This window comes from Marinobacter sp., assembly GCF_048266785.1.
In the GTDB taxonomy this organism is placed as follows: Bacteria; Pseudomonadota; Gammaproteobacteria; order Pseudomonadales; family Oleiphilaceae; genus Marinobacter.
In genome coordinates this window covers 52843-75925 of the sequence record NZ_JBLWYX010000014.1, presented here as the reverse complement: position 1 = coordinate 75925, position 23083 = coordinate 52843, and the positions used below count along the sequence as shown (strand labels likewise).

Genomic DNA, 23083 nt, shown 5'->3' with positions numbered 1-23083 from the left:
GAGTTTTCCGTACGAATCATTCAGTAACGAATTTTCAGTACTTTCAGGAGTTTTACGGTGGCAAATACCCCGCAAGCCAAAAAGCGCGCACGTCAGAACGAGAAAAACCGCAAGCACAACGCAAGCCTGCGCTCCATGACCCGCACTTACATGAAAAAAGTGCAGACCAAAATTGAGTCTGGCAACTACGAAGAAGCTCAGGCCGCATTCCAGACTGCCCAGCCTATTATGGACAGCATGGTCAACAAGGGCATCTTCACCAAGAATAAGGTGGCTCGCCAGAAGAGTCGCATGAGCACCAAGATCAAAGCGCTGAAGAGCGCCTGATAGCGCCTTGCGCTAACTAAAAGCTCTTGTTGTTATAAAAAAACCGGCTCGCAGCCGGTTTTTTTGTTCAGATAATTACTTTTTCAAACAATGACCTTTTTTCAGACAATTATCATGTTGTCCCGATGAATTATCTCTTCGTCGGAAATATAGCCCAGAATTTCTGTAATGCTACTGCTTGAACGACCGGCTATTGCACCCGCTTCACTTGCATCGTAATTCACCAGCCCGCGAGCAACCTCAATACCTTTTTGATCAACACAGGACACCATCTCGCCACGGCGAAACTGACCGGCAACGCTTTTGACTCCGACAGGGAGAAGGCTGCGTCCACCCTGACGAAGCACTTTCACCGCGCCATCATCGAGCGTCAACTTGCCGCGAGTCTGCAGATGGCTTGCCAGCCACTGCTTACGCGCCGCAATCCGCCCCTGCTCAGGAAGCAGTAAAGTACCCAGAACATCCCCCTGGTGCAGCCGGGTAAGAACACCCTCAATGCGGCCACCCACAACCACCGTGAAGGCTCCGGATCGCGCTGCAAGGCGCGCGGCACGGAGTTTGGTCTGCATGCCTCCGCGACCCAGAACTCCGGCGCTGCCGCCGGCCATGGCATCCAACTCGCGATCACTGGCGAGCCGTTCGGTCACCAGACTGGCATCCGGGTTCTTGCGTGGATCTTTATCAAACAGGCCAAGCTGGTCGGTGAGAATAATCAGGCCGTCTGCCTCAACCACATTAGTAACCAGAGCGCCCAGGGTGTCGTTATCACCAAAGCGGATCTCATCGGTAACCACCGTGTCGTTCTCGTTCACGATAGGCACAACACCAAAATCCAGCAGAGCCCTGAGCGTGCTGCGACCGTTCAGATAACGCTTGCGATCAGAAAGGTCATCGTGGGTCAGCAGAATCTGGGCGGTATGAATACCGTGGCGCTTGAACTCTGCCTCCCAGGTCTGCACCAGCCCCATCTGACCTACAGCAGCGGCGGCCTGCAACTCATGCAACTGCTCCGGGCGTTTTTTCCACCCCAGGCGACTCATCCCCTCAGCCACTGAGCCGGAAGAAACCACAACCAGCTCAACGCCTTGCTTGACCAGCGCCGCCATCTGATCCACCCAAAGCCCAAGCGCTGACACATCCAGGCCACGGCCATCATTGGTCAGGAGGGCACTTCCGATTTTCACCACCAGGCGGCGTGCCTGATGCAGCTGGGCGCGTTGCGTCATGATATGGGCTTCGCCTCTCTCGAACTAACGGGATAACTCAGGCATCAAATCCGAAATCTAATCCTTCACATAAACCACTTCAACGTCGTAATCATCGTCGTCGTCTTCGTCAAAGCCATCGTCATCTTCCTCACGAGCCGCGCGGCGGGCCTGCTTCTCTTCCTCGATGCCCGCTCGAGCTTCTTCATCCATCCGCTGGCGCTTCAAGGCCTCTTGCTCGGCGGCCTCTGGATTCTCCGCCTCTTCCTCGGCACGCTCTTCGATCCAACGCATCACCGCCTGCGTCAACGGCTTGGTGCCCTCACCGCTAAGCGCAGAAACGCGGAATACCGGCCCCTGCCAATCAAGCTCATCAACAATCGCCTGGCAATGAGCTTCACGATCTTCTTCCGGCACCATATCGACCTTGTTCAACACCAGCCAGCGCTCTCGATTAGCCAGGGTTTCACTGAACTTTTCCAGCTCGTGAGCAATCACGTTAACTGCGTGGGCCGGCGATGAACCATCGTAGGGGGCCACATCGACCAGGTGCAACAGCAAACGGGTGCGCACCAGATGTTTCAGAAAACGAACACCAAGGCCCGCACCTTCCGCAGCACCCTCAATCAGACCGGGGATATCCGCAATAACAAAGCTCTGGTGCATTTGCACGCTCACGACACCCAGATTCGGCACCAGCGTCGTAAACGGATAATCCGCAACCTTGGGCGTCGCGGCTGATACAGACCGTATAAACGTAGACTTACCTGCGTTGGGCAACCCCAGAAGGCCCACATCTGCCAGAACTTTCAGCTCCAGACGCAGATTCCTGAGCTCACCTTCAGAGCCTTTGGATGTTTGGCGGGGCGCGCGGTTGATTGATGATTTAAATCGGGTATTGCCCAAGCCGTGGAACCCGCCCTGAGCTACCTTCAACTGCTGACCAATACGGGTCAGGTCGCCAAGCACTTCGTGGGTGTCAACATCAACCACCGTGGTGCCAACCGGTACCGGCAGCACCAGATCTTCACCTTTGGTGCCGGTGCAATTCCGCCCGGAACCCTGTTCACCGCCCGGGGCTTTGTGCTTACGCTGAAACTGGTAATCGACCAGCGTATTAAGCGAATCGCTCGCCTCGAGATACACGGAGCCACCATCGCCGCCATCGCCACCGTCGGGACCACCCCTGGGAACGTATTTTTCACGTCGAAAACTGAGGCAGCCGTGCCCGCCGTTGCCGGCTTCAACGATGATTGTGGCTTCGTCTACGAATTTCATGAATCAACCCTTTGCGCGTAGCGCATAAACTAAAAAGCCCCGCAGCCTCTATGGAAGCTTTGCGGGGCTCCGGGTGGCTCTGACTTCTGACTATAACAGCAGAATATCAGGGCTACCCAAGGTTCGACAGAACCGGATCGCCGCTGCTTACGCAGCAGCTGGAACGATGCTTACGAACTTACGGTTCTGCGGACCTTTCACTTCGAACTTGACCTGGCCGTCTGCTTTTGCGAACAACGTGTGGTCTTTACCCAAGCCAACATTGACGCCTGCGTGGAAACGGGTTCCGCGCTGACGAACGATAATGCTGCCTGCAGATACTGATTCGCCGCCGTAGCGCTTCACACCAAGTCGTTTCGACTCGGAATCGCGACCGTTACGGGTACTACCTGCTGCTTTTTTGTGAGCCATGACAAGCCTCCTGATTAAGGGGTTTTTTTCCGGGTGTTAGCCCTGAATACCCGTGATCTTGACTTCAGTAAACCACTGACGGTGGCCCTGACGCTTCATTGAGTGCTTACGACGACGGAATTTGATGATGTTGATCTTGTCGTGACGACCGTGGCTAACCACCTCGGCAGTCACTTTGGCACCATCAACTACCGGCGCGCCAACTTTGAAGTTGTCGCCATCAGCGATCAGCAGAACGCGATCAAACTCGACGTTGCCGCCAGTTTCCACTTCGAGCTTCTCAAGCTTCAGCGTTTCGCCTTCCTTAACACGGTGCTGTTTACCACCGCTAACAATAACTGCGTACATTAACGTTCTCCGCGATTGACCCATCCCTGCTCTTATCCACCTGGTTCTAAGGGAAGCGCTTTGGCAACCCTATAGCAGGGAGCGCAGGTTGGGATGAGTTGGGCGCGTGATTGTACGAAAAGGCGCTCAGCAATACAAGCCAAGTTGACACTTACCGCTTCAATACCTAGCATTGCCGCGTTCTGCCTGTATTATCAGCATACTAGGCAGCGACACAACTACGACATCAGCAAGGGACCCACAAGCCGCATGACAGCCCAGCGCATTTACGACACCGTGGCAGACGACTTCAGCCGCGTTAATGACCTGATCATCCGGCGACTTTCCTCTGATGTACCTCTGGTAGAGAAAATAGCCCAGTACATTATTGAAAGCGGCGGTAAGCGCTTGAGGCCCTTACTGGTTTTGCTTTCCAGCCGGGCTGCAGGTTATAGCAAGGATGAGCATCTCAAGCTGGCCGTGGTGATCGAATTCCTGCATACCGCGACACTGCTCCATGACGATGTTGTGGATACATCGGACATGCGCCGGGGCCGAAGCACAGCAAATGCTAACTGGGGGAATGCTCCCAGTGTGTTAGTAGGTGATTTCCTCTACGCCCGCGCATTCGAGATGATGGTTGAGTTGAAAAGCCTTCCTATTATGGAAATCCTGTCTCACGCCACGGCGGTAATCGCCCAAGGCGAAGTCATGCAGTTGATGAATGTGAAGAACCCGGACCTCACCGAAGATCAGTACATGACCGTGATCCACAACAAGACCGCCATGCTTTTTGAAGCCGCCTCCCATTCCGGCGCCTTGCTCGCCAATGCAGATGATGCACAGGAGCAGGCACTGAAAAACTACGGCAAACACCTTGGGCTGGCCTTCCAACTGGTGGACGACGTTCTCGATTATCGCGGCGATGCCGAAGCCATGGGCAAGAACGTCGGCGACGACCTTGCGGAAGGTAAAACCACCCTACCCCTGATCCACGCCATGATTCACAGCAGCGAAGAAGACCGCCAACTCATACGCCAGGCCATACGCAAAGGCGGGCTGGATGACTTGCCAAAGGTTCTCGAACTTGTTGAAGCCTCAGGTGCGCTGGAATACACCATGGAGCGAGCCAGGGCCGAAGCTGCAAAAGCTTCTGACACCCTGAGCACCCTTCCTGACTCTCCCCACAAAGACGCCCTGGAGCTGTTGACTCAGGTCGCCGTAGTGCGAGTCAGCTAAGACCATCGCGACCGTGGGGCGTTGTGAAATCCAGCAACGGCCCCACCGGCACAACTTGCATGGGGTTGATAGTACGCTGGCTCACATAGTAGTGGCGCTTGATCTGATCAATATTCACGGTACCGACCACACCAGGCACCTGATACAACTCCCTCAGATAACCTGAAAGCGCCGGAAAATCACTGATGCGCTGACGATTGCACTTGAAGTGACTGTAGTAAACCGCATCAAACCGCACCAGCGTCGTGAACAGTCGCCAATCTGCTTCCGTTAAAGTACTCCCCGCCAGATAACGCTGCCCCGACAGCTTGGCTTCCAGCCAATCCAGCGAATCAAACAACGCAGAGTAGGCTTTTTCATACTGCGCCTGAGCCGTGGCAAAACCTGCCTTGTAGACACCGTTGTTAACCGTGTCGTAAACCCGCTCATTCACTGCATCAATTTCCGCCCGCAGCACCTCCGGATAGAAGTCCAGATTAGTGTTCACGTCGTCCAGACCATCAAACGCCGAGTTGAACATACGGATAATATCCGCCGACTCATTGCTGGCAATAGTGTTCTGGCGTTTATCCCACAACACCGGAACTGTCACTCGCCCCGTATACTCCGGTGCTGCTTTGGTATACACCTGATGCATAAATCGAAAATCGTGCAAATCATCCGTGTGTGCGCTCGCACCGGGCCGGAACTCCCAGCCATTCTCCACCATATCCGGATGCACAACAGATACGGAAATATGGGCCTCAAGCCCTTTCAGCTTGCGGAAAATCAACGTGCGATGAGCCCAGGGGCAGGCCAGCGAAACGTACAAATGATAACGCCCCGACTCAGCCCTGAAACCGCCCTCACCCGCCGGCCCCGGCGAGCCATCCGCCGTCACCCAGTTCCTAAACCGCGCGGCTTCACGCTCAAATTTGCCCCCGGTTTTGCTGGTGTCATACCACTGATCGTGCCACTTGCCGTCGACGAGAAGACCCATATCCAACTCCAATAAATATACTGATGACCCAAGCACAATAACGGCGACCCTGCTACCCTCTCAAGCAACCAATTCTGGCCAACTACCTCAGATAATTCGAACATGCACACAGCCATCACTATAGACGCCCTGAAAGTCCTCGACGCCATCGACCGCAAAGGCAGCTTCGCCGGCGCTGCTGGCGAGCTCTTCCGGGTGCCATCTGCGATCAGCTATACGGTGCAAAAGCTCGAGGAAGACCTGAACGTAGTTCTGTTTGACCGAAGCGGGCACCGGGCCGTGCTCACGCCCGCTGGCCTTTACCTGCTCGAAGAAGGTCGAACCCTGCTTGATGCAGCCGATAACCTCGCACACTCAACCCGGCAAGTTGCTCAGGGCTGGGAAACCCGGCTACGCATCGGATTCAATTCACTGTTGCCAGCGGAGTGCCTGTTTCCGGCGATAAAAGAATTCTACGCATTGGGTGTTCCGGTTGACGTTCAGATCACCGAAGAGGTGTTTGCCGGCACTTGGGATGCGCTTCAAAGCCGCAGGGTGGACCTTGTTATTGGTGCCGACGACATCAGCAAGCCCGCGGGGAACTTTACCAGTCTTATTCTTGGCAACATGGCCTTTGTTTTTGCCGTCGCGCCCGACCACCCATTGGCAACTGCAGAAGAACCGTTAAGCAAAGAAGATATCCGCCGCTTTCCGGCCGCCGTTGCCGCAGACTCATCACGCGCTCTGCCCGCTGGACATGCAGGCATCTTTCACCAACAACGTACTCTGACAGGCGCAACTATCGACCACAAAATCGCCATGCAGAAGGCCGGGCTTGGCGTAGGCTGGTTACCACGCGCCCGGGTGAAGGCGCTTCTTGCTTCCGGCCAACTCATCGAAAAATCTGTAGGCGAACCAAGACAACCCATAGCGCTTCAGGCCGCAAGGCACGCAGACGATAAAGGCAAAGCGTTGATGTGGTTCTGGCACAGACTGACCAAAGACGCGACCATAACAGACTGGCTCGATAGCTGAAGCCCCGGCACAGGCTGAGACCAAAATGGCTCCGCCGCAGAATTCTGGCAGGCAAATAAGTCAACAAGATCAACAACCGTTTCATCTATACTGCGACGAACTTTAACGACGACTGGAGCCCATTGATGCGGCAGCTATCAGAACTGGACGCTTCCTTCCTGTACCTTGAATCTGCGAACGCGCCGATGCATATCGGTAGCATCTACCTCTTCGATGCCAGCGAGCGCGATACGCCCCTGGCATTCAGCACCTTCGTTGCTTACCTGCGCAGCCGCCTTCACGTCGTGCCGGTTTTCCGCCAGCGTCTCAAGGAGATCCCCCTACGCCTGGGCCGCCCATACTGGATTGATGATCCTGACTTCAGTATTGAGCGACATCTGGCCTATGTAAGCCTCGGCGAAAACAGCCGGGAGGCAAGCCTGATGACGCTTGCCTCCAGGATTCTGGAAGAGCCTCTGAAGCGGGACCGCCCCCTTTGGCATATAACCTTCGTGGACGGTTTCCGACTGGGTGGCGAGAAAGAAGGCAAGGCGGGCCTTGCACTCATTGTAAAACTGCACCACGCCGCCATCGATGCGTTCAGCGGTGAGGAAATCATGGGCAAGCTGCTGGAATATACGCCCGAGCCACAACTCATCAGCTCTCCAAGACCCTGGCAACCACGCCCTGAGCCCTCGGAAGGGCGGGTAATGATCCGGGCGGGCGCCAATATTCTGCGCACACCCTGGCGATTCGCCTCATTGGCAGTCGATGCAGCGGAAGCCACTACCCGAGGATTGATACAGAAGCAGCTACGAAAAATCCGCCTGCCATTCCCCTTGTTTTCGGCGCCCCACAGCCCATTCAACCAGCAGATCACGGCCAACCGCCAAATCGTATCCGCAAAGGTTGAATTATCCCGCCTCAAAGCAATCAAGGCAGCGCTGGGCGATGTCACGCTGAACGATGTGGTTTTAGGGCTTTGCGCGGAAACACTGCGCCGATACCTTGGCGACCAGGGAGCTGACGCAGGTCAGTCTCTGATTGCCATGACGCCCATTTCGGTGCGCTCAAGTACGCTGCGCAGGACCACTGGAAACCAGATGTCCGCCATGCTTCTGGATCTTGCCACCAACGAACCCGACCCGGCCCGGCGTATTCGCAGGATTCACTGGAATGCCGTGGCCTCAGAGCCATACCGGGAAGCCATCGCGGCGGATCGGCTCACAGAGCTTTTGCCCTCCAGCATGCTGGCGTTGTCGGCACGGTTGTATTCGGAGCTGCAGATTGCCCAACGCTATCGGCCTGCATTTAACCTGCCCATTACCAACGTGCCCGGGCCTCAGATACCCCTGTATCTTCAGGGCGCAAAACTGGTGCAGCAGTACAATGCTGCGCCACTTTTCGACAGCATGGGGCTGGTTATTGTTGCCGTAAGCTATCAGGGCGACCTGACACTCAACTTCACCATCTGCCCCGATGTGGTGCCCCAGGGCGATTCGCTCCGGAACCACGCCTGTGACAGCCTTGCAGCCATTGAGGGCGCCGCCGGCGAACTGGACCCGGAGGAAATGCATATTCCGCTCACAGAGACCCGACGTCAGTCCCTGGCATACACTGCAATGGGCTTACTGGAAAGTGGCCTGAAGAGGCTCGTGGGCCGCTTCAGGCGATAACGGCTGGCGAAGCATTGAGCGCTTACTCAAACGCCCAGCGCAGGAAGGCTTTCTTATCGTCGTCAGATGCGGTTTCCCAGACAGCCTTCAAGCGGTCCAGCGAACTCATACCATCGCTGGCCAACATCTCACCATCCATCGCCTGACCACCCGACAAAGGCGTTCGCGCTCTCGACGTGGTGTCTGAAGGCGACCAGCTTGCAGATTGGGCCAGAACCTTACCGTTTGCCCCTACAATTGCCGCAGAGAACTCAGGCATCATCTGCTCCGCTTGCCGGCGGGATTCCGGCTTGTCGAACTCGAATCGATACGTCTCATTGGGACTGGCCTCAAAGCGCACGACCTGCGGCCCACTTTTGATCACATGAACCTTCGACTCACCATCTCTCACCACGCCGGATTTGGCCCATATGGTTTTATAAGTGAATACCACCTGGTTCTCACCCGGAAGCAGCGCATAGTCCAACGCCAGATCATCCATCAGATAGTTGGTCATCGAGTGCCCATTAACCCGGCTGACGTGGATGGCACCGGGCGCCTTCAGCGTAGCCGCGTTCACCGCAGTGGTCGGGTTACCTTCCCAAGTCTCAAGCTTGGTAACCGCCGACGAACAACCAACCAGGGCAGAAAGGAACGCAACAGGAAGTAACGCCCGAACCATCTGTAACCAACGAGGGGAATAGCTCAACTTGAACTTGCTAACACATAAAACGTGACTGATGCTCATTTTATCTCCTTGACGATTCGAGTGAAGCTTGGGCGAGCGAAGGATGCGGCCTGCTAAAGTGTATTCTGAACACAGCGGCGGCAGAGGGCAACCAGATACAAAAAGAGTACGACGAGTAGTCAGTCCGTAGATATGATCTACATAATTGTCAAAAAATGTTGAATTTTCCCGGATTTGTATTAATTTTAAACAGACCCTTACCCTTCACACGGCGCCCGGAATACAGACACAGATCAGGCGCACAGGAGCCGGCCATGAATACTCAGGTCAGATCAGGAGAAGAGGGGCGCATCGCCTTTCGTAGCAGTCGGTTTTTCTGTGTCGGGAGCAAGTGGTATTTCACGACCCGGGAAGGCTTCGACAGCGGCCCTTTCGCTTCCAGAGAGCGAGCTGAGATCGGGCTGAAGCGTTTCTTGCATGTGGTGAAACTCCTTCCGGAAGAACAGCAGGTGCACTGAAGTGAGCATCTGTTAAAGAATGTAAGGCATCAGCCAGACGTCGATCGCGAGCAGGCAAAGCAGTGCCATGCCCCCGGCAACCACGTCGTCCACCATGATCCCCAGCCCACCGGGCAACCGCTCATCCAGCCAGTTAATGGGCCAAGGCTTGAGTACATCGAAGAACCTGAAAATCAAGAACGCCAGCATTACACCGTAAATCTGGTCAGGAAAGAGCCCAAGGGCAATCCACATCCCGACAAATTCGTCCCACACTATCCCGCCGTGGTCGTGTACCTTCAAATCGGCTGCTGTTTTTCCGCATAGCCAGATACCCACCAGGAAGGCCAGTAAAACGACAAGCCAATAGGCGACCGGTGGAATCCAGGCAAACCCATACCATAGGGGAATCGCTGCAAGGCTACCCCAGGTTCCCGGAGCGCGGGGCGCGGCCCCGCTACCAAACCCGAAAGCTAGCAGGTGCACCGGGTTTTTGAGAAACCCCGGCGGCAGAATCGCCTGGGGCAAATCCGGTTCTGGCCACTGATCTTCCTGGCTCATGCTTTTCTCCTGAAATGGTCAAAACCCACGGCATCAGATTCCGACACTACAGCAGTCCCATCAAGGCGCAAACCCGGCGCTTGCTCAATCACGCCGATAACCGTGAGCTGCTGCTTCAATGATGATGGTGCATCGGTCCATTTTGCCTCAGGAATGGTCGCGCAAAGCTCGTAGTCATCGCCGGAGCGCAACGCATAATCCAGTGCCTCCGAGCCTTTCAGGCGGGTGAGTGCAGGCGATACCGGCACACGGGCACACTCAATACTGGCGCCGACCGAAGAAGCTTCAAGAATATGGCCAAGATCCGCGAGCAAACCGTCGGACACATCAACAGCAGCCGTAGCGATGCTTCTCAGGGCTGCACCCAGCGCCAGCCTCGGCTCGGGGTGATGGTAACGCTCAAGAACAAACTCTTCATCTTTGGAGGGGCTCTGCGCGTCAAGATAGTCCAGGGCGGCGCCGGCATCACCAAGAGTGCCGGAAACCACAACCAGATCACCCGGCCCGGCACCAGAGCGGCAGATTGCCGCTCCGACGGGAACCTGGCCGTGTACTTGCAAACTCAAAACCAGGGGACCGCGCGTCGTGTCGCCACCTGCAAGCACCATTCCGAATGATTCGGCTGCCTTGCCTAGCCCGAACGCAAAGTCGCGCAACCAGGTCTCATCAGCCTCGGGCAGAGTCAACGCAAGGGTAAAGCAGGTGGGGTCGGCGCCCATGGCGGCAAGATCACTGGCAGCAACCGCAAGTGCTCTCCAACCGAGATAGTCAGGACGATAGTTGAGGGGAAAGTGCACCCCCTCAACTATCGTATCGATGGAAAAAACCAGATCAGAACCGGAGGGAACACGCTGAATGGCACAGTCGTCGCCCGGCCCCAAAACGATAGACCGGGAGCCGTGCAAACGGGACAGCGGCATGAAATACCGCCGTATCAGTTCAAATTCGCCCATTGATCAGCGCGAACGAGTCTCGGCCAGGCGCAAACGCCGGCCTAGCTTGTCCAACACGCTATTGACGAACTTGTGTCCTTCTGTGCCACCGAACTTCTTCGCAAGCTCAATGCCTTCGTTGATCACCACCTTGTATGGCACATCCAGTCGATGCCGCAGCTCATAGGCTCCGACCCGACAAATGGCCAGCTCCACCGGATCTACCTCTTGCAGCGGGCGATCGAGAAATGGCTCAATCAGCTTGTCCAGTTCTGCCTGTTCGCGATGGACACCACGCAGGACGTCACGGAAGTACAAGATATCGACCTTGGCCATGTCGTTGTCGACCATGAACTCGGCTTCAATATCCGAAATCGGACTCTTGGCAAAGTGCCGCTGGTAAAGCGCCTGCATTGCCAGAATCCGGGCGCGGCGGCGATCACCAGCTTTTGGCTGGTCGGACGGCGCCGGGCGGGGTGTTGTATCTTCAGTATTGCTCATTACTCACCCAGCTTGTTGAACAGGCTGACCATTTCCAGCGCCGTGATGGCCGCCTCAGCGCCCTTGTTGCCGGCCTTGGTGCCGGAGCGCTCGATTGCCTGTTCGATAGAATCAACGGTCAATACACCAAAGGTTACCGGCACGTCTGTTTCCAGGCTTACCGCACCGAGACCACTGGCAGCTTCGCCCGCCACATATTCAAAGTGCGGGGTTCCACCACGAATAACGGCGCCCAAAGCAATAATGGCGTCGTAGCCGCCGGTTTCAGCAACGCGCTTCACGGCCAATGGCATTTCATAGGCCCCGGGTACTCGAACCAGAGTGATGTCACTGTCGGCAATACCATGGCGACGCAGGGTATCTATCGCACCGCTTACCAGACTTTCCACCACAAAGCCGTTAAAACGGCCAACCACCAGCGCATAGCGACCGCTGCACTGGGTAAAATCACCTTCAATTACTTTGATATCTGCCATCGGTGGCTCCTTCTCGGGTCGCAGCCACAATGCTGCAACCTGGCGTGTCAGTCCGGGGTGTAGGGAATGTACTCAACCACTTCCAGATCAAATCCGGAAATCGCCGAGTATTTAACAGAGGGGCTTAGCAGGCGCATTTTGCTTACGCCAAGATCCCGCAGAATCTGGGAGCCGGTGCCTATGGTGAAATACACACCTGAGCTACCCTTGCCAGCAGAAGCTTGTCCCTGATCAAAGAACTCCTGAATGCGGTCTTCGAGATCGTAACTGTCTTCTGCACTGTTCAGCAGAACCACAACGCCACGTCCTTCCGCTGCGACTTTCTCAAGCGCGTGGTGCAGCGGCCAGCTGCGGGAATCCTTACGGCGGGCACCCAGCAGGTCCCTGAGCGTATCGGTAATATGAACGCGCACCAACACGGGCTCATCTACGGAAATCTCACCAAATATCATGGCCAGGTGTGTCGAGCCCTGAATAACATCTTTGTAAGTGCGTAGCTTGAACACGCCGTACTCAGTATCGAGCTGGTTCTCTTCGACACACTCAACGGTACGTTCATGAAGGGTGCGGTAGTGAATCAGATCCGCAATGGTGCCGATCTTCAGATTATGTATTTCTGCAAAGCGCTCAAGATCTTCCCGACGCGCCATGGAACCGTCGTCATTCATGATTTCACAGATAACGCCCGCAGGCTCGCAACCGGCTAATGCAGCCAGGTCACAGGATGCCTCTGTGTGGCCAGCCCGGCTAAGCACGCCGCCAGGATCAGACATCAGAGGGAAAATATGCCCGGGCTGAACCAGATCCGACACCTTGGCATTGCGGGCTACTGCAGCCTGCACAGTGCGGGCACGGTCTGCCGCCGAGATGCCTGTGGTCACGCCCGTGGCCGCTTCAATGGAAAGCGTAAACTTGGTGCCAAAACCCGAGGCGTTCTGCTGAACCATTAACGGCAGCCCCAACTGTTCACATCGATCGCGGGTCATGGGCATGCAAATAAGGCCACGGCCAAAACGGGCCATGAAGTTGATGTCGTCAGCGGAGCAGTGCTCAGCCGCCATCACCAGGTCACCTTCGTTCTCCCGGTCTTCGTCATCCATCAGGATAACCATCTTGCCCTGGCGGATATCTTCGATAATTTCTTCAACGCTGTTCAGTGCCATACTCTTTTGCACCCTTTCAATGCACCCATCACAGCCTCAGACAGCAACTTTGGGATACATTGTGAATTTAAACGTTTAGCGGCGTACCAGGATCAGGCGCTGGTCGTCTCCTACCTGTCGCCGGTCTTGTACGACCCATTCAATCTTGTCGGCCATAGTCTCCAGCGGAAGATGTGCCGTCGGCCGGCCGTTACTGCCCAGAAATACCGGGGCCTGGTAGAGCCAGAGCTCGTCGACCAGCTGTTCGCTGATAAACGTGCCTGCCAGTGTGGGGCCGGCTTCCACCAGTAGCTCATTTATGCCCATTCCCCCCAGCGAATCCAAAAGCTCGGATACATCAATGCCGTTGTCTTTCCAGGTGACGCCTTTCAGGCGAATCCCCAGTGCTGCAAGGTCCTGTGCAGGCGCCGTCGCAAGCGTAGACGAAGCACAAAATATCTGAACCTTGCCACCGCGCAAAATCGTTGCGGAAGGCGGTGTTCTGGCATCCCTGTCGGCGATCACGCGTAATGGCTGCCGGGAGGGCTCAGTGGCATCGCCTATATCCCCGAGCTCTTCACGGCGAACGGTTAGTGAAGGGTCGTCCGCGAGCACCGTTCCTACACCCGTAAGAATAGCGTCACTGACAGCCCTGAGCCGCTGAACATCACGGCGGGCTTCATCACCGGTAATCCACTGGCTTTCACCTGAGGCCATAGCGGTGCGACCATCCAGGCTGGCCGCCATCTTCAGCCGAACCCAGGGGCGACCTGTATTCATGCGTTTCATGAACCCAGGGTTCAGGCGCGCCGCCTCATCCGCCAAAAGCCCTTCACTGACACGGATACCGGCCTCGCGGAGCATTTCCAGCCCCCTTCCGGATACCGACGGGTTCGGGTCTTTAGTGGCTGCAAAAACCCGAGACACACCTGCATCAATCAATGCACGTGCGCAGGGTGGCGTGCGGCCAAAATGACTGCAGGGTTCGAGCGTGACATAGGCCGTCGCGCCACGAGCAGCCGGGCCGGCCTGACTGAGCGCACGGGTTTCCGCATGAGCTTCGCCGGCCCGTTCATGCCAGCCTTCACCCAGAATCTTGTCACCACGGGCTATCACGCAACCAACCCGGGGATTGGGATGCGTTGAATAGCGGCCCCGCCATGCAAGCTGCACGGCCCGGGCCATCATGGACCGTTCCCGGAGCTCGGTCATTTTTTTCCTTCAGGAGAGTGGTTATCCGCCAGCGCTTTCGCAACATCCACAGCCGCGTCACCGTTGGAGGCCGAAAGCCGCTCAATTTCTTCCTTGAACTCATTGATGTCCTGAAAGCTGCGATAAACAGAGGCAAACCGGACATAGGCCACCTTGTCGAGTTGCCTAAGCTCTGTCATCACCTCTTCACCCAGCTGCATGGATTTCACCTCGCGCTCTCCGGTCGCGCGCAGGCGATATCGGATGCGATTCAGCGCAGCATCAATCTGTTCAATACTGACCGGGCGCTTCTCCAGAGCTTTCATAATCCCCGAGCGCAGCTTCTCTTCGTCAAAAGGCTGACGAATGCCATCCTGCTTGACGACTCTGGGCATTACCAGTTCAGCTGACTCGAACGTGGTAAAGCGCTCACGGCAGGAAAGGCATTCTCTGCGACGGCGCACCTGATCACCCTCGGTCACGAGACGCGAGTCAATAACCTTGGTATCTGCTTCACCACAGAAAGGACAGTGCATAGTCAGGAACTCCGAAGAGAAAGCCGGGCAGCGCGGCTATACGCGCCCTGCCCGGCAGGTCTTGCCAGATGCTTAGCTGTACACCGGGAAGCGCGCGCACAGGGCTTCAACCTGCTCGCGGACACGGTTGCTTACGGCTTCGTCTTCCAGGTTATCAAGAATATCGCAGATCCACCCTGCCAGTTCACGGCACTCAGCTTCACCAAAACCACGGGTGGTGACGGCAGGTGTGCCAAGGCGCAGGCCGGAGGTTACGAACGGCGAGCGCGGGTCGTTGGGAACCGCGTTCTTGTTAACAGTAATGTGCGCACGACCCAGAGCAGCGTCTGCATCTTTACCGGTGATGTCCTGTTTGATCAGGCTTACCAGGAACAGGTGGTTCTTGGTACCGCCGGAAACCACATCGTAGCCGCGATCAACAAACACGTTTGCCATGGCGGAAGCATTCTTGACCACCTGCTGCTGATACGTTTTGAACTCGTCGCTCATGGCTTCTTTGAAGCAGATCGCCTTGGCGGCAATCACATGCATCAACGGGCCGCCCTGGCCACCCGGGAAAACCGCGGAGTTCAGCCTCTTGTGCAGGGCTTCATCGTCGCAGGCCAGAATCAGGCCGCCACGGGGTCCACGCAGGGTTTTGTGAGTGGTGGTTGTGACCACGTGCGCGTGGGGCATCGGGTCGGGATAAACACCGGCGGCAACCAGGCCAGCAACATGAGCCATGTCTACAAACAGGTAGGCACCCACCTTGTCGGCAATGGCGCGGAAACGGGCAAAGTCCAGTTCCTGCGAATAAGCAGAGAAGCCGGCAATGATCATCTTCGGCTTGTGCTCAACCGCCAGGGCCTCCAGCTCATCGTAATCAATCAACCCGGTATCAGTGTTAATGCCGTACTGCACGGCGTTATAGATCTTGCCGGAAAAGTTTACGCTGGCACCGTGGGTCAGGTGGCCACCGTGAGCCAGGCTCATCCCCAGAACGGTATCGCCCGGGTTAACCAGCGCCATGAAGACGGCTGAGTTAGCCTGTGAGCCCGAGTGCGGCTGCACGTTCGCGTAAGCGGCGCCAAACAGCTCTTTGGCACGATCAATGGCCAGTTGCTCGGCGATATCGACAAACTCACAGCCGCCGTAGTAACGCTTGCCGGGATAACCCTCAGCGTACTTGTTGGTAAGATCGCTGCCCTGGGCTTCCATAACCCGCGGGCTGGTATAGTTCTCGGATGCGATCAGCTCAATATGAGCTTCCTGGCGCTTGCTTTCCGCCTGCATGGCGTTCCAGAGTTCATCGTCGAATCCGGCGATTTTCATATCACGATTAAACATCGATGCGCTGCCCCTGTGTGCTTGGCTGGCCCGGAGAGTCTTGGAAATAGCCCCCGGAATCCCTTAAAATTTGGGCCGCTATTCTAGCCTATTATCGGGTTGAAAATCACCCTTTATGCAGTTCGCAGATACCGTCATGCCGATATCACCTGTTTTCGTGAAATTGCTATAGCTCCCGGGTTTCGATACCTTACAAACCCAATTAGCAAACCCAATTAGCAAGTTCCGTAAGGTGGGGGCTCGAAGCGCCTCAGACACCCTGTCACATCTCCTTTTCCAAGAGGGTAATGCCTTTATGGCCCAGTACGTATACAGCATGAACCGAGTGGGCAAAGTGGTTCCGCCCAAACGCGAAATTCTCAAGGATATTTCCCTGAGCTTCTTCCCGGGCGCCAAAATCGGCGTACTGGGCCTCAACGGATCAGGTAAATCTACTCTCTTACGCATTATGGCGGGCGTGGATCAGGATTACATTGGCGAAGCCCGGCCTCAGCCCGGCATCAATGTGGGTTACCTGCCTCAGGAACCCGAGCTGGACGACAGCAAAACTGTTAAAGAAATTGTTGATGAAGCGGTTGCCGACGTTCACAACGCCTTGGCCGAGCTCGACCAGGTTTACGCCGACTACGCTGAACCAGACGCGGATTTCGACGCGCTGGCCAAAAAACAGGGCCAACTGGAAGCGCTGATTCAGGCGACTGACGGCCATGACATCGAGCGCAAAATGGAAGTTGCCGCAGACGCTCTGCGCCTGCCAGCCTGGGATCAGCCGGTAAAGAATCTCTCCGGTGGTGAGCGCCGCCGTGTAGCCCTGTGTCGCCTGTTACTCTCGGGTCCGGACATGCTTCTGCTGGATGAGCCCACCAACCATCTGGACGCAGAATCCGTCGCCTGGCTGGAACGTTTTCTGCACGAGTATGAAGGCACAGTGGTTGCGATTACCCACGACCGCTACTTCCTCGACAACGTAGCAGGCTGGATTCTGGAACTCGATAGGGGCCAGGGCATCCCGTTTGAAGGCAACTATAGCCAGTGGCTGGAAAACAAGGAAAAGCGCCTGGGCACCGAAGCCAAACAGGAAGCCTCGCGCCAGAAAGCCATCAAGCAGGAGCTGGAGTGGGTGCGTAGCAACGCCAAAGGCCGGCAGTCGAAGAGCAAAGCCCGCCTTGCCCGTTTCGAAGAAATGAGCTCGCAGGATTTCCAGAAACGCAACGAAACCAACGAAATCTATATCCCACCCGGACCCCGCCTTGGCGACAAGGTCATCGAAGTGGAAGGTATCAGCAAAGCTTTTGGTGACCGCCTGCTCTACGAAAATGTTTCATTCTCTGTACCGCCGGGCGCCATCGTCGGCATCATCGGTGGTAACGGCGCTGGTAAATCCACACTGTTCCGCATGATCGCAGGTCACGATCAGCCCAATTCCGGCACCATCACCGTGGGTGAAACGGTCAAGCTGGCCTATGTAGATCAGAACCGTGATCTCGACGGGTCCAAAACTGTCTGGGAACTGCTCAGTGAAGGCCAGGACATCATCAAGGTCGGCAATTATGAAACGCCGTCGAGGGCCTATGCCGGCCGCTTCAACTTCAAAGGCTCTGACCAACAAAAGCGCGTAGGCGACTTGTCTGGCGGTGAACGCAACCGTCTGCACTTGGCTGCGCTGCTGAAAGAAGGTGGCAACGTGTTGCTGCTGGACGAACCTACCAACGACCTGGACGTAGAAACCCTGCGCGCTCTGGAAGAAGCTCTGTTGAATTTCCCGGGCTCCGCCATGGTTATCTCGCATGACCGCTGGTTTCTTGACCGCGTAGCCACGCACATTCTGGCGTTCGAGGATGACGGTGAGGTGGTGTACTTCGAGGGTAACTTCGCCGAATACGACGAAGACCACAAAAAACGCAAAGGGGATTCCGCCATGGTGCCCCAGCGCATGAAGTACAAGAAGCTGGCCTGATGGCAAAAGCCAAAACCGCGTATGTCTGCACTGAATGCGGTGCAGATTATTCCAAATGGCAGGGCCAATGCACGGCCTGCCAGACCTGGAATACCATTAGCGAAGTCCGTGGCGTCAGCAACAATGCCAAAGGCGCTCGCGGCGTTCGCTTTGAAGGTTTTGCCGGCAGCCTGTCGGCCGTCCAGAGCCTGAACGACGTAAGCCTCTCCGAGCAGGAGCGCATCAGCACCGGCATGCAGGAGTTTGACCGGGTTCTGGGTGGCGGGCTGGTGGAGGGCTCCGCCGTGCTGATGGGCGGCCATCCCGGCGCAGGCAAGAGCACTCTGCTGCTACAGGCCGTGTGCCATCTGGCCGCCAGTGTTCCCGCGCTTTACGTGACCGGTGAGGAGTCCCTGCAGCAGGTCGCCATGCGCGCGAAACGTCTTGGCCTGCCCACCAAAGATCTGAAAATGCTCTCCGAGACCAGCGTCGAGCGGGTCATGCAGGTGGCGGAGGCGGAAAAGCCACGGATTCTGGTGGTGGACAGTATTCAGGTGATGCACGTGGCGGACACGGAATCCGCCCCCGGCTCGGTTTCCCAGGTGCGTGAAAGCGCAGCGTTTCTGACCCGCTTTGCCAAACAGACAGGCACCATTCTGTTCCTGGTAGGCCACGTCACCAAGGACGGCAGTCTTGCCGGCCCCAAGGTTTTGGAGCACATGATCGACTGCTCCATCCTTCTGGAAGGCTCCAGTGACAGCCGTTACCGCACCCTGCGCGGCATCAAGAACCGCTTTGGGGCGGTGAATGAGCTGGGCGTGTTTGCCATGCTCGAGCAGGGTCTGAAGGAAGTAAAGAACCCCAGTGCGATTTTTCTGAACCGTGGCGAAGAAGCGGCGCCGGGCAGCGTGGTTATGGTGGTATGGGAAGGCACCCGGCCCATGCTGGTGGAAATTCAGGCGCTGGTGGACATGGCCCAGGGCGGATACCCACGGCGTGTCGCGGTTGGCCTGGATCAGAACCGGCTTGCCATGCTTCTGGCTGTGTTGCACCGCCATGGCGGCTTGCATGTGTCGGATCAGGATGTGTTTGTGAACGTTGTGGGTGGCGTGAAGGTTAACGAGACCAGCGCGGATTTGGCGTTGTTGGCTGCGATTGTTTCGTCATTCCGTGATCGGGCGCTGCCCCAGGACCTGGTCATTTTCGGGGAAGTCGGGTTGTCGGGCGAGATTCGGCCGGTGCCCAGCGGGCAGGAGCGGATTAATGAAGCCGCCAAGCATGGATTTACCCGTGCTCTTGTTCCTAAAGCTAATGCGCCACGTAAGGCTATAGCGGGCATGAAGGTGATTCCTGTGACCAAGCTTAGTGAGGCTATTACGGCATTGGAGGAGCTTTAAGCCCTACCCCCAGACTGCCGGCTTTAGCGGTATGGCGAAAGTGGGGAAGCCTTTCCAAAAACCGCTACGAGCACATCCATGTGCGCTTGTCTCCGGCCGTCCTTGGCCTACGACATTTTTGGAAAGGCTTCCCCACTTCCGCCTGCAAAATTCGCAATTCGCCCTCCAACAAAAACTCGATAATTAACTAATCAATGAGGTGAGAAAACTCCCGCTCAAGAAGAACCTGATCGCCAAGGTTCAACTCAACCAAACGCTTCAGATGGGTGGCGCTTTCCAGATCGATGTACTGGCAACTGAAGCCAAGCCTATTTGGTTCAACGTGTTTTAATTCGACAGCCATAACAATCCCTGCCTGCTGTCCATCAAGATGAACAATCACCTCACAGGGCTGACTCAAAGGTATGTCCCAACCCTCTGGCCGCTTGACCAGAACACCTTTCAGGGAAATATCCAGTACCTCCGTTGTCCACACGCTCTCAAAGGCATGCAGTTCACAAGGGGCGTCAAAGCTGATGCGGTGAAACTTCCGTTTTTCGGACGTTTTGGTGGGCAAGGGGCTGCTCCTTTATTGTCGATATCATCTGGTACGACTATAGACCGGGTGGGGTTGCCGATCCAGAGGAGTTCTACTTCAGGGGGGGGCACTAAGAGAAGACGTGCTGAGAACATAGATGCGGGGGTTGAGTCACCGATTCCAAAAATGTCGGAGGCCATGGACGGCCGGAGACAAGCCACAGGGATGTGCTTGTAGCGGTTTTTGGAATCGGTGACTCAACCCCCGCTTCCCGGCGCTAACAGGCCAGAAAGCAAGGACAACAATCAGCGGTGGTACTCAGGACTCAATTCAACAACCGCCTCGATGAACGCCTTGGCGTGCTCGGGATCCACATCCGGCGTAATGCCGTGGCCGAGGTTGAATATGTGACCAGGGCCGGAGCCGTAGCGACGCAGGATGTCGCCCACTTCCTCGCGAATACGCTTTTTAGGCGCATAGAGCATGGTGGGATCCATATTACCCTGCAGAGCCACACGATCGCCCACGCGAGCTCGAGCGTCGCCGATGTCCGTGGTCCAATCCAGACCAACGGCATCAGCCCCTGAATCTGCAATGGATTCAAGCCACTGGCCACCGTTTTTGGTGAACAGAATCACCGGGATATAGCGCCCGTCATTTTCGCGAATCAGGTTATCAACGATCTTCTTCATGTAGCGCAGAGAAAACTCCTCGTACGCCCAGCTGCTCAGCACGCCGCCCCAGGTATCGAAAATCTGAACCGCCTGGGCACCGGCTTTGATCTGGCCGTTGAGGTAATCGATGACCGCATCCGCGAGGTGATCCAGCAGTTGGTGCATGACCTCTGGCTGACTGTACATGAGCTTCTTGGCCTCACGGAAGTCCTTGGAGGAACCCCCCTCCACCATATAGGTTGCCAGCGTCCAGGGGCTGCCGGAGAAGCCAATCAGGGGAACGCGACCATTGAGCGCGCCCCGGATGGTGGAAACGGCGTTCATCACATAATCAAGATCGGTTTCGGCCTTGATCTTCGGCATTGCATCCACATCTGCCTGGGAGCGAATGGTGTGCTTGAACTTGGGGCCTTCGCCGGTTTCAAAATACAACCCGAGACCCAGGGCATCCGGAATGGTGAGAATATCCGAGAACAGAATCGCGGCATCCAGCGGAAAGCGCTCAAGCGGCTGGAGGGTTACCTCACAGGCCAGAGGCGTATTCTTGCACAAGCTGAGGAAGTCACCTGCTTTCTCCCGAGTAGCGCGATACTCGGGCAGATAACGGCCGGCCTGGCGCATCATCCATACCGGGGTACGATCAACAGGCTGGCGCATAAGGGCGCGCAAGAAGCGGTCATTCTTCAACTCGGTCATAAGGATTCCAACGTTGTCTCTTTCAGGTGGTCTACACGGAATGGGAGCAATGATACCCCGTTTGCCATAATAAAAAAGGCCGGCATACCCTTAGTAAGCCGGCCTTCTGATCCGGGTCAAAGGGTTTGTCAGATATCCAGATAATCCATAATGCCCTCGGCAGCCTGGCGGCCTTCCCAGATGGCGGTTACTACGAGATCCGAGCCCCGAACCATATCGCCACCCGCAAAGATCTTCGGATTGCTGGTCTGAAAGCCGCATTCCGCGTCTTCCGGCGCAGTTACCCGGCCAGAATCGTCGGTGTTGATCGAAAGCTCGTCAAACCAGTCGGCCGGGCTCGGGCGGAAACCAAAGGCAACCAGCACGGCATCGGCGGGTATGACTTCCTCGCTGCCAGGCACCACCTCTGGCCGGCGACGCCCGTTTTCATCTGGCTCACCAAGCTGAGTTGACACCACTTTCACACCTTCAACCTGATCCTCACCGATGATGGCTATGGGCTGTCGGTTGAACAGGAATGTCACGCCCTCTTCCTTGGCATTCGACACCTCGCGGCGCGAGCCCGGCATGTTGGCCTGGTCACGGCGATAGGCGCAACTCACACTTTCTGCCTGCTGGCGAATGGAGGTGCGATTACAGTCCATGGCGGTATCACCGCCACCCAGCACCACGACGCGCTTGCCTTTCATATCAATGAAATCCGCTGCATCTTTCTCAAAGCCAAGACGTCGATTCACGTTGGACACCAGGAACGGCAGTGCGTCGTAAACCCCTGGCAGATCTTCACCCGGGAAACCGCCCTTCATGTAGGTATAGGTTCCCATGCCCATGAACACGGCATCGTACTCTTCGAGAATATCCTCTAACTGGACGTCTTTACCCACCTCGGTGGACAAACGGAATTCGACGCCCATTTCCTCGAACACCTGGCGCCGCCGGGTCATCACGGATTTTTCCAGCTTGAATTCCGGGATGCCGAACGTGAGCAGACCGCCGATCTCCGGATAGATATCAAACACCACCGGCTTAACGCCGTTGCGAACCAATACGTCGGCACAGCCCAGGCCCGCAGGGCCGGCGCCGATAACAGCCACTTTTTTATCCGTCCATTTTACCGCTGACATGTCCGGCTTCCAGCCAAGAGCGAAGGCCGTATCCGTAATGTATTTCTCAACCGAACCAATGGTAACCGCGCCGAAGCCATCGTTCAGCGTACAGGCACCTTCACACAAGCGGTCCTGTGGGCAAACACGCCCACACACTTCAGGCAGCGAGTTGGTCTGATGACACAGCTCGACGGCTTTCATGATGTTGCCTTCGGAAACCAACTTCAACCAGTTGGGAATGTAGTTGTGTACCGGACACTTCCATTCGCAATAGGGGTTACCGCACTCCAGGCAGCGGTGGGACTGGGACGCTGCGCTATCGGCGGTAAACGGTCGATAGATCTCACCAAACTCTTTTTTACGCTTTTTCGCGGGCACTTTCTTTGGGTCTACCCGCCCTACTTCCACAAACTGGAAATCGTTACCAAGTCGTTCTTTCATGTTGACGCTCTCATCAGCTCAATATCGACACGGACTGCCCATTTCGGCAACC

At 56.2% G+C, this 23083-nt stretch carries 24 protein-coding genes; 7 read left to right on the top strand and 17 right to left on the bottom strand.

From position 1 onward, the window contains the following. Positions 1–57: 57 nt before the first annotated feature. Positions 58–327: a 30S ribosomal protein S20 gene (gene rpsT / locus ACN0V1_RS16815; protein WP_144780023.1), complete on the top strand. Its 270-nt coding sequence runs from the start codon at positions 58–60 to the stop codon at positions 325–327. A 101-nt stretch (positions 328–428) separates the two neighbouring features. Here the strand turns inward: rpsT and proB are convergent, their stop codons facing one another. The 4 genes from proB to rplU form a co-directional block, all read right to left on the bottom strand. Then, positions 429–1553, bottom strand: a complete 1125-nt coding sequence (proB, locus tag ACN0V1_RS16810; protein WP_417546101.1) for a glutamate 5-kinase — start codon at positions 1551–1553, stop codon at positions 429–431. A 57-nt stretch (positions 1554–1610) separates the two neighbouring features. Further along, positions 1611–2810 carry an Obg family GTPase CgtA gene (cgtA, locus tag ACN0V1_RS16805; protein WP_417546100.1) on the bottom strand — a complete coding sequence of 400 codons (1200 nt, stop codon included), beginning with the start codon at positions 2808–2810 and terminating at the stop codon, positions 1611–1613. 147 nt (positions 2811–2957) lie between these two features. Continuing rightward, positions 2958–3221 (bottom strand): 50S ribosomal protein L27, encoded by a 264-nt coding sequence (rpmA, locus tag ACN0V1_RS16800; protein ID WP_144780029.1) that lies wholly within the window; start codon positions 3219–3221, stop codon positions 2958–2960. 36 nt (positions 3222–3257) lie between these two features. Next, positions 3258–3569 carry a 50S ribosomal protein L21 gene (gene rplU / locus ACN0V1_RS16795; RefSeq protein WP_096784044.1) on the bottom strand — a complete coding sequence of 104 codons (312 nt, stop codon included), beginning with the start codon at positions 3567–3569 and terminating at the stop codon, positions 3258–3260. Positions 3570–3818: 249 nt separating this feature from the next. Between rplU and ispB the strand changes: the two genes are divergently transcribed. Then, positions 3819–4787 carry an octaprenyl diphosphate synthase gene (gene ispB, locus ACN0V1_RS16790; protein ID WP_417546099.1) on the top strand — a complete coding sequence of 323 codons (969 nt, stop codon included), beginning with the start codon at positions 3819–3821 and terminating at the stop codon, positions 4785–4787. On the opposite strand, the gene ACN0V1_RS16785 is transcribed toward ispB, so the two are convergent. Further along, positions 4780–5766, bottom strand: a complete 987-nt coding sequence (locus ACN0V1_RS16785) for a glutathione S-transferase family protein (RefSeq protein ID WP_417546098.1) — start codon at positions 5764–5766, stop codon at positions 4780–4782. The two genes, ispB and ACN0V1_RS16785, sit on opposite strands and share 8 nt — an antisense overlap. A gap of 102 nt (positions 5767–5868) precedes the next feature. On the opposite strand from ACN0V1_RS16785, the gene ACN0V1_RS16780 reads away from it, so the two are divergent. Then, entirely contained in the window at positions 5869–6780 is a 912-nt protein-coding gene (locus ACN0V1_RS16780; RefSeq protein ID WP_417546097.1) for a LysR substrate-binding domain-containing protein, read from the top strand. A 125-nt stretch (positions 6781–6905) separates the two neighbouring features. Beyond that, positions 6906–8435 (top strand): WS/DGAT/MGAT family O-acyltransferase, encoded by a 1530-nt coding sequence (locus ACN0V1_RS16775; protein WP_417546096.1) that lies wholly within the window; start codon positions 6906–6908, stop codon positions 8433–8435. A gap of 22 nt (positions 8436–8457) precedes the next feature. Here ACN0V1_RS16775 and ACN0V1_RS16770 read toward each other — a convergent pair whose 3' ends face one another. Further along, the gene (locus ACN0V1_RS16770) at positions 8458–9162 is read right to left on the bottom strand and encodes a DUF2057 family protein (protein WP_417546095.1); all 705 of its coding nucleotides are present in this window, start codon (positions 9160–9162) and stop codon (positions 8458–8460) included. A 254-nt stretch (positions 9163–9416) separates the two neighbouring features. Between ACN0V1_RS16770 and ACN0V1_RS16765 the strand changes: the two genes are divergently transcribed. After that, positions 9417–9620: a DUF6316 family protein gene (locus ACN0V1_RS16765; RefSeq protein ID WP_417546094.1), complete on the top strand. Its 204-nt coding sequence runs from the start codon at positions 9417–9419 to the stop codon at positions 9618–9620. A gap of 12 nt (positions 9621–9632) precedes the next feature. On the opposite strand, the gene ACN0V1_RS16760 is transcribed toward ACN0V1_RS16765, so the two are convergent. The 8 genes from ACN0V1_RS16760 to glyA all read right to left on the bottom strand — a co-directional run bounded on the left by ACN0V1_RS16760 (position 9633) and on the right by glyA (position 16264). Continuing rightward, positions 9633–10160, bottom strand: coding sequence for a phosphatidylglycerophosphatase A (locus ACN0V1_RS16760; protein ID WP_417546093.1), 528 nt, complete (start codon positions 10158–10160; stop codon positions 9633–9635). Continuing rightward, positions 10157–11113 carry a thiamine-phosphate kinase gene (gene thiL / locus ACN0V1_RS16755; RefSeq protein ID WP_417546092.1) on the bottom strand — a complete coding sequence of 319 codons (957 nt, stop codon included), beginning with the start codon at positions 11111–11113 and terminating at the stop codon, positions 10157–10159. The genes ACN0V1_RS16760 and thiL overlap by 4 nt, the downstream gene beginning before the upstream one ends. Positions 11114–11116: 3 nt before the next feature. Next, positions 11117–11593, bottom strand: a complete 477-nt coding sequence (gene nusB, locus ACN0V1_RS16750) for a transcription antitermination factor NusB (protein WP_417546091.1) — start codon at positions 11591–11593, stop codon at positions 11117–11119. Further along, a complete protein-coding gene (ribE, locus tag ACN0V1_RS16745) occupies positions 11593–12069 on the bottom strand; it encodes a 6,7-dimethyl-8-ribityllumazine synthase (RefSeq protein ID WP_291952064.1) in 477 nt (158 codons plus the stop codon). The genes nusB and ribE overlap by 1 nt, the downstream gene beginning before the upstream one ends. A 47-nt stretch (positions 12070–12116) precedes the next feature. Beyond that, on the bottom strand, positions 12117–13232 hold the full coding sequence (gene ribBA, locus ACN0V1_RS16740) for a bifunctional 3,4-dihydroxy-2-butanone-4-phosphate synthase/GTP cyclohydrolase II (RefSeq protein WP_417546090.1): 1116 nt from the start codon (positions 13230–13232) through the stop codon (positions 12117–12119). A 75-nt stretch (positions 13233–13307) separates the two neighbouring features. Then, positions 13308–14423: a bifunctional diaminohydroxyphosphoribosylaminopyrimidine deaminase/5-amino-6-(5-phosphoribosylamino)uracil reductase RibD gene (gene ribD, locus ACN0V1_RS16735; RefSeq protein WP_417546089.1), complete on the bottom strand. Its 1116-nt coding sequence runs from the start codon at positions 14421–14423 to the stop codon at positions 13308–13310. Then, a complete protein-coding gene (gene nrdR, locus ACN0V1_RS16730; RefSeq protein ID WP_417546088.1) occupies positions 14420–14938 on the bottom strand; it encodes a transcriptional regulator NrdR in 519 nt (172 codons plus the stop codon). The genes ribD and nrdR overlap by 4 nt, the downstream gene beginning before the upstream one ends. Before the next feature lie 72 nt (positions 14939–15010). After that, positions 15011–16264 carry a serine hydroxymethyltransferase gene (gene glyA / locus ACN0V1_RS16725; protein WP_417546087.1) on the bottom strand — a complete coding sequence of 418 codons (1254 nt, stop codon included), beginning with the start codon at positions 16262–16264 and terminating at the stop codon, positions 15011–15013. 295 nt (positions 16265–16559) lie between these two features. Here glyA and ettA point away from each other — a divergent pair, with 295 nt between their 5' ends. Both ettA and radA read left to right on the top strand, forming a co-directional pair. Beyond that, a complete protein-coding gene (gene ettA / locus ACN0V1_RS16720; RefSeq protein ID WP_417546086.1) occupies positions 16560–18221 on the top strand; it encodes an energy-dependent translational throttle protein EttA in 1662 nt (553 codons plus the stop codon). Continuing rightward, positions 18221–19597, top strand: coding sequence for a DNA repair protein RadA (radA, locus tag ACN0V1_RS16715; protein WP_417546085.1), 1377 nt, complete (start codon positions 18221–18223; stop codon positions 19595–19597). Before ettA ends, radA begins: the two co-directional genes overlap by 1 nt. 187 nt (positions 19598–19784) lie before the next feature. On the opposite strand, the gene ACN0V1_RS16710 is transcribed toward radA, so the two are convergent. The 3 genes from ACN0V1_RS16710 to ACN0V1_RS16700 all read right to left on the bottom strand — a co-directional run bounded on the left by ACN0V1_RS16710 (position 19785) and on the right by ACN0V1_RS16700 (position 23031). After that, positions 19785–20153: a PilZ domain-containing protein gene (locus ACN0V1_RS16710; protein WP_417546084.1), complete on the bottom strand. Its 369-nt coding sequence runs from the start codon at positions 20151–20153 to the stop codon at positions 19785–19787. 266 nt (positions 20154–20419) lie between these two features. Beyond that, positions 20420–21484, bottom strand: a complete 1065-nt coding sequence (hemE, locus tag ACN0V1_RS16705; RefSeq protein WP_417546083.1) for a uroporphyrinogen decarboxylase — start codon at positions 21482–21484, stop codon at positions 20420–20422. Positions 21485–21612: 128 nt separating this feature from the next. After that, positions 21613–23031, bottom strand: coding sequence for an FAD-dependent oxidoreductase (locus ACN0V1_RS16700; RefSeq protein WP_417546082.1), 1419 nt, complete (start codon positions 23029–23031; stop codon positions 21613–21615). Positions 23032–23083 lie beyond the last annotated feature (52 nt).

Coding starts and splice junctions, on each gene's coding strand:
- proB (WP_417546101.1), bottom strand. CDS start 1,553: ATGACGCAACGCGCCCAGCTGCATCAGGCACGCCGCCTGGTGGTGAAA.
- cgtA (WP_417546100.1), bottom strand. CDS start 2,810: ATGAAATTCGTAGACGAAGCCACAATCATCGTTGAAGCCGGCAACGGC.
- rpmA (WP_144780029.1), bottom strand. CDS start 3,221: ATGGCTCACAAAAAAGCAGCAGGTAGTACCCGTAACGGTCGCGATTCC.
- rplU (WP_096784044.1), bottom strand. CDS start 3,569: ATGTACGCAGTTATTGTTAGCGGTGGTAAACAGCACCGTGTTAAGGAA.
- ispB (WP_417546099.1), top strand. CDS start 3,819: ATGACAGCCCAGCGCATTTACGACACCGTGGCAGACGACTTCAGCCGC.
- ACN0V1_RS16785 (WP_417546098.1), bottom strand. CDS start 5,766: ATGGGTCTTCTCGTCGACGGCAAGTGGCACGATCAGTGGTATGACACC.
- ACN0V1_RS16780 (WP_417546097.1), top strand. CDS start 5,869: ATGCACACAGCCATCACTATAGACGCCCTGAAAGTCCTCGACGCCATC.
- ACN0V1_RS16775 (WP_417546096.1), top strand. CDS start 6,906: ATGCGGCAGCTATCAGAACTGGACGCTTCCTTCCTGTACCTTGAATCT.
- ACN0V1_RS16770 (WP_417546095.1), bottom strand. CDS start 9,162: ATGAGCATCAGTCACGTTTTATGTGTTAGCAAGTTCAAGTTGAGCTAT.
- ACN0V1_RS16765 (WP_417546094.1), top strand. CDS start 9,417: ATGAATACTCAGGTCAGATCAGGAGAAGAGGGGCGCATCGCCTTTCGT.
- ACN0V1_RS16760 (WP_417546093.1), bottom strand. CDS start 10,160: ATGAGCCAGGAAGATCAGTGGCCAGAACCGGATTTGCCCCAGGCGATT.
- thiL (WP_417546092.1), bottom strand. CDS start 11,113: ATGGGCGAATTTGAACTGATACGGCGGTATTTCATGCCGCTGTCCCGT.
- nusB (WP_417546091.1), bottom strand. CDS start 11,593: ATGAGCAATACTGAAGATACAACACCCCGCCCGGCGCCGTCCGACCAG.
- ribE (WP_291952064.1), bottom strand. CDS start 12,069: ATGGCAGATATCAAAGTAATTGAAGGTGATTTTACCCAGTGCAGCGGT.
- ribBA (WP_417546090.1), bottom strand. CDS start 13,232: ATGGCACTGAACAGCGTTGAAGAAATTATCGAAGATATCCGCCAGGGC.
- ribD (WP_417546089.1), bottom strand. CDS start 14,423: ATGACCGAGCTCCGGGAACGGTCCATGATGGCCCGGGCCGTGCAGCTT.
- nrdR (WP_417546088.1), bottom strand. CDS start 14,938: ATGCACTGTCCTTTCTGTGGTGAAGCAGATACCAAGGTTATTGACTCG.
- glyA (WP_417546087.1), bottom strand. CDS start 16,264: ATGTTTAATCGTGATATGAAAATCGCCGGATTCGACGATGAACTCTGG.
- ettA (WP_417546086.1), top strand. CDS start 16,560: ATGGCCCAGTACGTATACAGCATGAACCGAGTGGGCAAAGTGGTTCCG.
- radA (WP_417546085.1), top strand. CDS start 18,221: ATGGCAAAAGCCAAAACCGCGTATGTCTGCACTGAATGCGGTGCAGAT.
- hemE (WP_417546083.1), bottom strand. CDS start 21,484: ATGACCGAGTTGAAGAATGACCGCTTCTTGCGCGCCCTTATGCGCCAG.
- ACN0V1_RS16700 (WP_417546082.1), bottom strand. CDS start 23,031: ATGAAAGAACGACTTGGTAACGATTTCCAGTTTGTGGAAGTAGGGCGG.